Annotated in this window: 11 protein-coding genes and 1 pseudogene; 2 read left to right on the top strand and 10 right to left on the bottom strand. The window is 58.8% G+C overall.

The genetic code is table 11. The annotated features are described in order from the left end of the window. Positions 1 to 429: MFS transporter (locus ABYV89_RS11210; protein WP_432823039.1), on the top strand; the 429-nt coding region annotated here is incomplete at its 5' end. Positions 430 to 489: 60 nt separating this feature from the next. Here the strand turns inward: ABYV89_RS11210 and ABYV89_RS11205 are convergent. Next, positions 490 to 1443, bottom strand: a complete 954-nt coding sequence (locus tag ABYV89_RS11205) for a Gfo/Idh/MocA family protein (RefSeq protein WP_432823038.1) — start codon at positions 1441 to 1443, stop codon at positions 490 to 492. 244 nt (positions 1444 to 1687) lie between these two features. Here ABYV89_RS11205 and ABYV89_RS11200 point away from each other — a divergent pair, with 244 nt between their 5' ends. Beyond that, complete coding sequence (locus tag ABYV89_RS11200) at positions 1688 to 1906, top strand: dodecin (protein WP_432823037.1); 219 nt, start codon at positions 1688 to 1690, stop codon at positions 1904 to 1906. A gap of 20 nt (positions 1907 to 1926) precedes the next feature. On the opposite strand, the gene ABYV89_RS11195 is transcribed toward ABYV89_RS11200, so the two are convergent. The 9 genes and pseudogenes from ABYV89_RS11195 to ABYV89_RS11155 form a co-directional block, all read right to left on the bottom strand. Next, on the bottom strand, positions 1927 to 2283 hold the full coding sequence (locus tag ABYV89_RS11195; protein ID WP_432823036.1) for an MliC family protein: 357 nt from the start codon (positions 2281 to 2283) through the stop codon (positions 1927 to 1929). 38 nt (positions 2284 to 2321) lie between these two features. Next, positions 2322 to 2789 (bottom strand): Crp/Fnr family transcriptional regulator, encoded by a 468-nt coding sequence (locus ABYV89_RS11190; protein WP_432823035.1) that lies wholly within the window; start codon positions 2787 to 2789, stop codon positions 2322 to 2324. After that, the gene (locus ABYV89_RS11185) at positions 2786 to 3403 is read right to left on the bottom strand and encodes an MlaC/ttg2D family ABC transporter substrate-binding protein (RefSeq protein WP_432823034.1); all 618 of its coding nucleotides are present in this window, start codon (positions 3401 to 3403) and stop codon (positions 2786 to 2788) included. Before ABYV89_RS11185 ends, ABYV89_RS11190 begins: the two co-directional genes overlap by 4 nt. Before the next feature lie 16 nt (positions 3404 to 3419). Then, positions 3420 to 4133, bottom strand: a complete 714-nt coding sequence (locus ABYV89_RS11180; protein ID WP_432823033.1) for an MlaA family lipoprotein — start codon at positions 4131 to 4133, stop codon at positions 3420 to 3422. 8 nt (positions 4134 to 4141) lie between these two features. Further along, positions 4142 to 4588, bottom strand: a complete 447-nt coding sequence (gene mlaD / locus ABYV89_RS11175; protein WP_432823032.1) for an outer membrane lipid asymmetry maintenance protein MlaD — start codon at positions 4586 to 4588, stop codon at positions 4142 to 4144. After that, positions 4575 to 5378: an ABC transporter ATP-binding protein gene (locus tag ABYV89_RS11170; RefSeq protein WP_432823031.1), complete on the bottom strand. Its 804-nt coding sequence runs from the start codon at positions 5376 to 5378 to the stop codon at positions 4575 to 4577. The genes mlaD and ABYV89_RS11170 overlap by 14 nt, the downstream gene beginning before the upstream one ends. A 9-nt stretch (positions 5379 to 5387) precedes the next feature. Beyond that, the gene (locus ABYV89_RS11165; RefSeq protein ID WP_432823030.1) at positions 5388 to 6200 is read right to left on the bottom strand and encodes an MlaE family ABC transporter permease; all 813 of its coding nucleotides are present in this window, start codon (positions 6198 to 6200) and stop codon (positions 5388 to 5390) included. A gap of 163 nt (positions 6201 to 6363) precedes the next feature. Further along, complete coding sequence (locus ABYV89_RS11160) at positions 6364 to 8448, bottom strand: putative bifunctional diguanylate cyclase/phosphodiesterase (RefSeq protein ID WP_432823029.1); 2085 nt, start codon at positions 8446 to 8448, stop codon at positions 6364 to 6366. A 294-nt stretch (positions 8449 to 8742) separates the two neighbouring features. Then, a pseudogene (locus ABYV89_RS11155) lies at positions 8743 to 9165 on the bottom strand (hypothetical protein); the annotation flags it as partial.

Below are 9165 nucleotides of genomic sequence, written 5' to 3'. Positions count from 1 at the left end.
TGCGGGAAACTCGCCGACCGCTACCCGGCGGGCCGGGTCGCCACCGTCGGCATGGGTCTTTGCGCTTTGGGCCTCGGCGTCGCCGCCACCCTGAATGCCGCCACCTCGCTTGCCGCCGTCATCGCCATGCTGGTTTTTCTCGGCCTCGGCTTCGCCCTTTTTTCCTCCCCCAACACCAGCGTCATCATGGGGAGCGTAGAACCGCGCTACCTTGGCGTCGCCTCCGGCCTCAACTCGACCATGCGGACTCTTGGCATGATGACGAGCATGACCATCATCACCGTGATTTTTTCCATGGTCATGGCCGGGCAGGCGGTGACCGCAGCAACCCAGCCAGATTTCCTGCGCAGCATGCACACGGCGCTATTGATTTTCTGCGTCCTGTGCGTGTTCGGCATCTTCTGTTCGCTGGCCCGGCTGCGCAACTAAAAAGAGGGGCAGCCATGCGGCCGCCCCCCCCGTATCCCTTCATGTTCCGTTCGCGCGATCTCAGGCACGCAGCGCCGCAAAAAGCAGCCCGTGCAACACTTCGGACAGTTTCGTGTTGTCTTCTCCCTTGCTGAACAGTTCGGTCAGGTTGGCGAACACGCCGCAGTAATGATTGACCAGCCGCGGCTTGTCGGTGGCCAGGTTGAACACCAGTTCGTCCTGCCCCTGCAGGCGCAGGCGGCCGAATTCCTTGGCGTGGTCGAGTTCGATCACGCCGTTTTCGTACCACAGGCGGGTCGTCTTGTAATTTCGCCCGAGGGTCCAGTTGGTGTCGACCATGCCGTAACCGGTGCGCCCATCCGCCTTGAAGCGAAACAAGCCGAGTGCCTGCACCTGGGCGCATTGGATATCGGGGATAACGGTCATGCGCCCGTCGACAAGCTGCATCTGCTCGGGATCGATCAACCGCGCCAGAATGCTCAGGCTGCTGATGCCGCTGTCGAACCATGAACCGGCCTTGCCGACGGCCCCCAGGGTCAGCTTGCCGTTGAGGTAGTAGGGGTCGGAAAAACAGGACTCAAACCCGATGAGCCTTCCGAGCTCGAAATTCCTCTCTGCGCGCTGTTCGATCCACCATTCGACCTCGCGCCCGTAGGACGGGTGAAACGCCGTGTAGAGCGGGAGTTTGCGCGTGCGGGCCTCGGTCATCAGGGTATCCATCTGTTCCTGGCTGGTGCACAGCGGCTTTTCGACAATGGCGATGCGGTCGGCCTCGATTATCTTCATCGCCACTTCGTAATGGCTATGGGTCGGAGTCGAAACCAGGAAGGCGTCGGCGGTAGACTTTTTCAGGAGCGTGTCCAGGTTGTCGTGAAACTGGACGCTGCCGGGCAGTTCATCGGCCCGGGTCGGATCAAGATCGTGTGCATCGACCAGCTTGATGCCCTTGGTGTGGTTGATGGCCTGCATCTGGTAGTTCGCAATCTTGCCAATTCCAATCAGTGCAATACGCATGGGTCCTCACAGGAAACGGGTGAGTGTAACTCGGCGGCTCGTCAGTTGATAAAGATAGATTCGTTAATTATTAGATGGTTTTGAGCTTGATTTGAATAAAAAAATGCATAATGCGCAAAAATGCCGGCCAAATCTCTTTTCAACCGCCATCTGCGATATCAAGAAAGGGGGCAACCATCTTTACTCTCCCCGCTTGGGTGTTAATCTTCAAGCAGAGGGGTGCAGACCAACAAGGGAGGACGCGATGACCTACGGACAGGGGAGAACCTACAAGAAAATCGAAGTGATCGGGGTTTCCGACAAGGGGCTCGAAGCCGCTATCCAGAAAGCGGTTTTAAAGGCCCAGGAGTCGCTGGAAAAGCTCTCCTGGTTCGAAGTGCAGGAAATCCGCGGACACGTCGGCAAAGACGGGCTGATCAGCGAATACCAGGTCGTGCTGAAAATCGCCTTCGAGCTGAAATAAAGCGGCACCGGCAACCGGGATTACCTGAGGGAATCCCGGTTCGGGTTGAGGGTGCAGGTCATCCGTGTTTCATGGCCGATTTCGAGCATCGCCTCGTCGTCCCAGGCCCAGAAGGTCACGTCGCCGCGACTGTACCTGGCGCCGTCCGCCGCCGGCTGATAAACCAGGCTGACCGTACGGTCAGGGAGAATCAGGTGGGCGAACTCGCCATCGATCCGCGCCAGGATCTCGTAGCCGGCCCGACACTCGTAAACACGGGCCGCACCACCGGCGGGCGAAAAGGCCAAAGGCGCCGGGCCGGGGAAAGAGCAGGCCGTTACCGTGACGACCGACAACAGCAGGATCGTTTTCAGGAAAATCCCTGGCGGTACGCTCATGGTAAAGAGGCTCCTTTTCGGCTCCGCCGCAATGCTGTTCAGAAAATGGATGCCAGCCGCTCGAAGGATTTACGCAGCCGGATCGAAAGGGTCAGCAGGACCCCCTTGAGCAGCTTGATGCCGAGCTCGGGGTGATCGATAAGCAGCTTGTCGAGATTTTCTTTCGGCAGCAGCAGCAGCTGAGCATCGTCCAGGCAGGCGGCGGTTACCGCCCGCGGCAGGCCGTCGATCAGGCTGAATTCACCGATCACCGCCCCCTGGCTGTAGACCCCAACCACGACCTGGCGTCCCTCGAACTCGGTGTTTTTCTTTTCCTCGACCCGCCCCGTCATGACAAACGCGGCAAACGCGGCCATATCCCCCTCTTTCCAGAGGATGTCGCCGGCCGCCGCCTGGCGGCATTCGAAATAGGGTGCGAGCACCGCGTTGTCCGCCTCGGTGATGAAGCGAAAAAAACGCAGGTCATTTTTCATGCGGGCGCACACATCGGCAGGAGTCTGGTTCATGGCTCGGTGACGATTCCATTCTGCTGCTCAAGTTCGGTCAGCTTTTCCGACATCCGCGCCAGGAGCCCGTCGAAACCATCCTTTTTGAGGATATCCCCGTAACTGCTCCGGTAGTTGTTGACGAAGCTCACCGATTCGATGACCACGTCATAAACCATCCACTCGGTGCCTTCCTGCACCATCCGGTACGAGATTGGGATTTCTTTGCTTTTGGTCACGACAAGGGTATCGACGGCGGCCCGGTTGCCCTGCACCCGCTCCTTGACGAAATCAATCTTCTCGTCGGTGTAATCCTCGATGTGGCCGATGTAGTTGCGTTCGAGCAACTTGGAAAAAAGGGCCACGAACTGTTCGCGCTGCTGGGCACTGGCACTTTTCCAGTTGAGAGCCAGAATCCGCTGGGACATTTCGGCGAACTGGAAACGGGCAAGGATGGTGGCCGAAAGTCGTTCGCGGCGCACCTGCTTGTCGAGACTGGAGTCTTTCAAAATGGCCATGACCGCGTCGACCGTGGCACGGGCCTGATCCAGCGGACCCTGGGCGGCAACCGCCGGCGTTGCGGCCAGCAGGAGAAGACCGATGAACAGTCCCAGGAAACGTTTTGCTAACTGCATACACATACCTCCGAAATTATTCTTTTACTTCCGCGGCACGATACTGGGCATAGGCATTGCGGACAAACAGGTAGGGATCGATTTCGTGCTTAATGATGCCTTCGTAGGTGTCCTTGTCGAGGGACAGCCTATTTTCGCTGTCCAACACCCTCAGCCCGATGAGTTCTTCCTGCTTGAGCGCATGGGGCAGTGGATCAACAAAATAATCTCCGACCCGGCCGACGCCGTCACGCAGGCTGGTTGGACCAAGCACCGGCAGCACCAGGTAAAAGCCGGACCCGACACCGTAATGGCCGAAAGTCTGGCCGAGATCCTCGTTTTTTTTCTCCAGCCCCCAGGCAGTCGCCGGATCGAATAACCCCGCCAACCCGAAGGTGCTGTTGACCAGCAGACGGGCCAGCTCGCTGCCGGTGTTGGTCAACTTGAGCTGCAGGAGGTTGTTGACCACGCGCACCGGAGTGCCGAGGTTGGAAAAGAAATTCGACACCGACACCCTGGCGGGCTCGGGAACAATCCGCAAGCCTCTGGCAACCGGCTTGAGCAGATAGACATACAGCTTGTCATTAAACCAGAAAACTCCACGGTTGACCGGCTCAAGAGGATCGAAAATTGATATCATTTCCGATTCAGCAAAGGGATCGTCCTCGAGAACGAATTCTTCGTCAGCAGCGAAAAGACCCCCGGTGGACAACAAAAAAAGCAGCGTAAGCAACAGGAATACTCTTTTCACTCCGCCTCCTAATTCTTCTCGAACACGTATTTACTGATCAGTTCTTCGAGATTGATGGCCGACTCGGTTTCAAAAACAACTCCGCCCGGCTCGATGAGCATGTCACTGCCTCCCGGCGAAATGCTGACGTAGCGGTCACCGATGATCCCGGCGGTGCGGATCGAGGCGATGCAGTCGTCCTGCAACCGGACGTCCTTGTCCAGGGTCAGCTCGACTTCGGCCTCGTAGGTCTCCCCGCCAAGGCGGATGCGGGAAACCTTGCCGACCTTGACCCCGGCGATTTCCACCGAGGCGCCCTCCTTGAGCCCGGAGACCGAACTGAAATTCGCCTTGACGGTGTACTCGTTGCCGCCGAACAGATCGACGTGGCCGAGCTTGACCGACAGCCAGGCAAAGCAGAGAAATCCCGCCACCAGGAAAACCCCGACGGCGACTTCGATATTAAGCCGGTTCATAAAGAGCAGTCTCCTCTTTTGCACTCGAATAAATGGGGCCCATGGTCTCTACGACGTAGCGCCGGATCAGGGGATGTTCGGAGAGCTGAAACGCCTCGGGCGACATGACCCCCTGGATTTCACCTTCGGCCAGCAGGGCCACGTAATCGGCCAGCTTGAAAATCTTGGGGACGTCGTGGCTGACGATCACCGCCGTGTAATTGAGCTGGCTCTGGGTTTTGTGGAACAGCCGGTAAATTTCGTTGCTGCGGCTGACGTCGAGACCGGTGGTCGGTTCGTCGAAGAAGACTACCTTGGGATTCAGCACCAGCGCCCGGGCCAGCCCGACCCGCTTTTTCATGCCGCCGGAGAGTTGCGCCGGAAACTTGCCGTCAGACTCGACCAGATCCATCATGTCGAGCTTTTCCCGAACCTTGGCGCGAATCTGCGATTCTGACAGCTTGGTCCGCTCGCGCAGCGGCAGGGCGACGTTGTCGAAGACCGTCATCGAGTCGAACAGCGCGGAATTCTGAAACAACACGCCGAACTCCATGCGGATCTGGTTCAGCTCTTTCTTGCGGATTTTCGACAGCTCGCGGCCGAAGATCTTTACCGAACCCGCATCGGGGCGCACCAGCCCCAGCATGTGCTTGAGGACGACGCTTTTGCCCTGGCCGCTGCCGCCGACGATCACGGTCGTCTTGCCCGCGGCGATCGACAGGTTGATGTTGCGCAAGACCTTCTGCTGACCGAAAGTCTTTTCGACGCCGGTCAGTTCGATGGCCGCCTGAATCGTTGTATCGCTTGGCACAGCCGCCCCCTAAAGCATGATGGCGCTGATCAGGTAATCCCAGACCAGAATCGAAACCGAGGAGAGCACCACCGCATCGGTGGTGGTACGGCTGACCCCTTCGGCGCCGAACCCCCCCGTTTTTTCAAGGTGCAGAAAATAGCCTTTGGCCGTCGATATCCAGATGATCAGCAGGCCGAAAACCAGGGACTTGACGAGCCCCATCTCAACATCCTGCCATTCGACGCTGGCGTACATCCCCTGAAAGAAGGTACCGCCGTTGACATCGAGCATGACCACCCCGACCAGGTAACCGCCAAGAATGCCGATCACGTCAAAAATGCAGGTTAACAGCGGCACGGTGATGATGCCGGCCAGAAATTTCGGTGCCAGCAGGTATTTATAGGGATCGATGGCCATGCACTCGAGCGCGTCGATCTGCTCCGAGTTGCGCATGATGCCGATCTCGGCGCAGATCGCCGAACCGGCCCGGCCGACCACCATCAGCGCGGTCAGCACCGGCCCCAGCTCGCGGATCAGGCTGAGCGCCACCGCCGAGCCGAGCAGCCCTTCGGAACCGAACTTGGTCAGGGTGTAATACCCCTGCAGCCCCAGCACCATCCCGGTGAAAGCCCCGGTAAAAATGATGACGAAGACCGAGCGGACGCCGATAAAATGGGCCTGGCGGATGACCGGAAAGATCGGATACGGGGGCTTGATCAGGTTGAGCAGGCAGGAAAAGAGAAAAATCCCCATCCGGCCGCCCTGCTCCAGGAAGGACAGGCAGCTGTCGCCTATTTTTTCAAATGGTTTTCCGATTCCCATCATTTCAAGCCATTGCATGGACAGAAGGATTCGCCCCCCAAGCGTGCGACCAATGCATGAGGGCGGTAAAAATCAAAGGATTATAACAGGGATCGAAAGAGAATAACAGCGAAGAAGATTGCCCAGCGCACCAATTTTAATCGTTTCGGAACGAAATTTCTTTTTTCGCAGAAAAAAGCTGTCATCCCCTGGCAGACGCCGCCACGGAAGCCGGCCAGGCAACCAGCCAGTCCATCAACTCGGCCGAGGGGATGGGACGCCCCACATAATAACCCTGCACCGCGTTACAGTTCAGCCGGCCGAGAATCTCGTATTGTTCGCGGGTTTCCACGCCTTCGGCCACCACCTTGAGGTTCAGGCTGCTGGCCATGGCCAGGATAGTCCGGATAATGACATGGTCGTCGCCGCCGGCCGTGATTTCGGCAACAAAAGACCTGTCGATCTTGATTCGATCCACGGGGAAGGTGTTGAGGTAACTCAGCGACGAGTAGCCGGTGCCGAAATCGTCGATCGCCACGTCAACCCCCCGTTGCTTGAGCCCGTCGAGCGTTCGCAGGGCCTCCTCCCCATCGACCATCAGCACGCTTTCCGTGAGTTCCAGCTCCAGGTATTCGGGAGACAGCCCGGTTTCCGCCAGAACCTGGTCGATCATGGCCAGAAAATCCGGCTGGGCAAACTGGATGGCCGAGATATTGACCGCCATCTTCCGGCATTCCACCCCCTGCTGCTGCCAGGCCCTGGCCTGGGCGCAGGCGGTGCGCAGCACCCACTCCCCCATCGGCCGGATCAGGCCGGTTTCCTCGGCGGCCTCGATGAACTGCCCGGGATAGACCAGGCCCTTTGCCGGGTGCTGCCAGCGCACCAGGGCCTCGACCCCCAGCAGATCACCGCTGCGCAAATCGACCTGGGGCTGGTAATGCAGAACCAACTCCTGCCGTTTAATGCCAAGCCTCAACTCCTCGGCAGTCTGGTGCTTTTCAATGATCTGGCGGTGCATGTCCGCCGAAAAGAGCTGATACCGGTTGCGCCCCTGCTCCTTCGCCGCGAACATGGCCATATCCGCATGCTTGAGCAGCGCCTGGCCGTCGTCACCATCTTCGGGAAAGAAGGCGACCCCGATACTCGCCGAGGACAGGGTTTCATGCCCTTCCAGCGTATAGGGACGCCGCAGAAGCTGCAGCAGTTTTTCCGCCACGACCAGGGGTTCGTTGCCGCTGCTGACGGAACCGAGCAGCACAACGAATTCATCCCCGCCCAACCGGGCCGCGATGTCCTCCTTGCGGATCGCCCCCCGAATGCGCCTGGCGGCCTCCACCAGCAGCAGGTCGCCATAGGCGTGACCGCGGGTGTCATTGGTGGCCTTGAACCGGTCGAGGTCGAGAAACAACAATGCCGTCTGCGTCTGCGACCGTTTTTTTTCAGAAAGGAGCTGATCGAGTCGGCTTAAAAACTGGCTGCGATTGGCCAAGCCGGTAAGGCTGTCGTAATAGGCCAGTTCCTGCATCGCCGCCCGGGCCTTCTTACGGTCGGCAGACTGCTCCCGCAAGTAGATGTAACCGAGCAGAAATATCGCCAGCAGGTAAAACCCATGCCGAATCGGGGTAAAGGTTGCCTCGTGAACCTCCCCCATGGCCATGTCGATGATCTTCAGAAACTCGACCAGGAAGAACAGCACCAGCGCCAGCGAAACCACGGTCTGCACTGCGCCCCGGCGGCCACGCAGCACCAGCGTGAAGGCTGTCGCAATCCAGAAAGAGGCATTGATGCGAAACAGCCAGTCGCACCAGGTCTGGCCGAATTTGGATTCAGGATGGGCCAGGATGTATGCTCCCCACCACCAGAAGGTGGCCAGGTAGCAGAGCAGGAGACTGGCCAGGCTCCACCGCAGGAAGCGTCGGGACAGGGTTTCGGATTCCAGAAAAAACAGGAGAAAGGCGCCGGCCACGTAAAAAATGGCGGCGTTGGACAGGGCATGCTCCAGGGGGGGAAAGATCACATGGAGCCGATCGTGGTCGACCCACCCCAGCGCCTGCACAAAGGCCAGGCCGAGCATCAGCAGCTCGCGGCTGAGACCGAGACTGAACCCACAGATAAGCAGCCGCTCACGGGGCGGATTATCCTCGCGCCGACGCTCCCAGGCAAAAGCCAGCAGCGCCGCCCAGAAAATGGCGGCCAGGCCGAATTGCACCACGTTGTGGTCGATTCCGCCCCGCCCGCCGGTAAACTGGGTAAGAAAATCGAACAACACCTCGATAAATTGCGACATGAATCCCCCGGGTCAAGCAACATTCCATCAAAGACATCGCGACCTGACCGCACCCTATCGTCATACCACCAGCAGCCCGCACCAGGAGCCATGCAAACAAAATAAAAATGCTGGAGTTCAAGGCGGATAGACATCAAGCTTTGCGACAGGACCACGGACAAGACAATTGACAAGCAAAAAACTCGCCAATCCGCCCATTTACCCATAATGAATACAGTTGCCAGAAAAAAAAGAGGCCGGAAGGGTCCGATTCTGGCAATCCGGGGGTCGTTGGGGGCGAAGGCCCGCTGTTTTCTACACTTGCCCGACCAGCAGAACCGCCTTGCCGGTGCCCAGCAGTACCCCGCGGGGGATGGCGCTGACGAGGCGCCGTTTGTGCTTGCCCTGCTCCAGGCCGAGCACCACCAGGTCGGTTTCGGCAGCAGCCTGGATGATGGCCTGGAGCGGGTCGTCACTGACGACCACCTGCAGTTCAGCGCCGGAAATCTCGTCAACCATGTTACTGGTGTTGATGCGCCGGATGCGCTCCACCGATGGCCCGGAGAGATTGGACGGCACGACCATGAGGTAGGTGATGGTGCACTCTCTGTCGTGGCGACTGAGATGGGTAAGGAGCCGGGCGCGCAGAGAATTGGGATGTGAGCGCACGCTGACCGGCACCAGGATTCGCCGGGCCTGCTGAATCTGCCAACCGGTCGGCGCGCGCAGCACGGCCAC

This window comes from Trichloromonas sp., from assembly GCF_041583255.1.
In the GTDB taxonomy this organism is placed as follows: Bacteria; Desulfobacterota; Desulfuromonadia; order Desulfuromonadales; family Trichloromonadaceae; genus Trichloromonas.
Note: the sequence above shows the minus strand (reverse complement) of the source record. Positions and strands in the feature narration are given on the sequence as shown.

Excerpts from the sequence above, each read along its gene's own strand:
- ABYV89_RS11160 (WP_432823029.1), bottom strand. The coding sequence starts at position 8,448 with ATGTCGCAATTTATCGAGGTGTTGTTCGATTTTCTTACCCAGTTTACC.
- ABYV89_RS11165 (WP_432823030.1), bottom strand. The coding sequence starts at position 6,200 with ATGCAATGGCTTGAAATGATGGGAATCGGAAAACCATTTGAAAAAATA.
- ABYV89_RS11190 (WP_432823035.1), bottom strand. The coding sequence starts at position 2,789 with ATGAACCAGACTCCTGCCGATGTGTGCGCCCGCATGAAAAATGACCTG.
- ABYV89_RS11185 (WP_432823034.1), bottom strand. The coding sequence starts at position 3,403 with ATGCAGTTAGCAAAACGTTTCCTGGGACTGTTCATCGGTCTTCTCCTG.
- ABYV89_RS11200 (WP_432823037.1), top strand. The coding sequence starts at position 1,688 with ATGACCTACGGACAGGGGAGAACCTACAAGAAAATCGAAGTGATCGGG.
- ABYV89_RS11205 (WP_432823038.1), bottom strand. The coding sequence starts at position 1,443 with ATGCGTATTGCACTGATTGGAATTGGCAAGATTGCGAACTACCAGATG.
- mlaD (WP_432823032.1), bottom strand. The coding sequence starts at position 4,588 with ATGAACCGGCTTAATATCGAAGTCGCCGTCGGGGTTTTCCTGGTGGCG.
- ABYV89_RS11195 (WP_432823036.1), bottom strand. The coding sequence starts at position 2,283 with ATGAGCGTACCGCCAGGGATTTTCCTGAAAACGATCCTGCTGTTGTCG.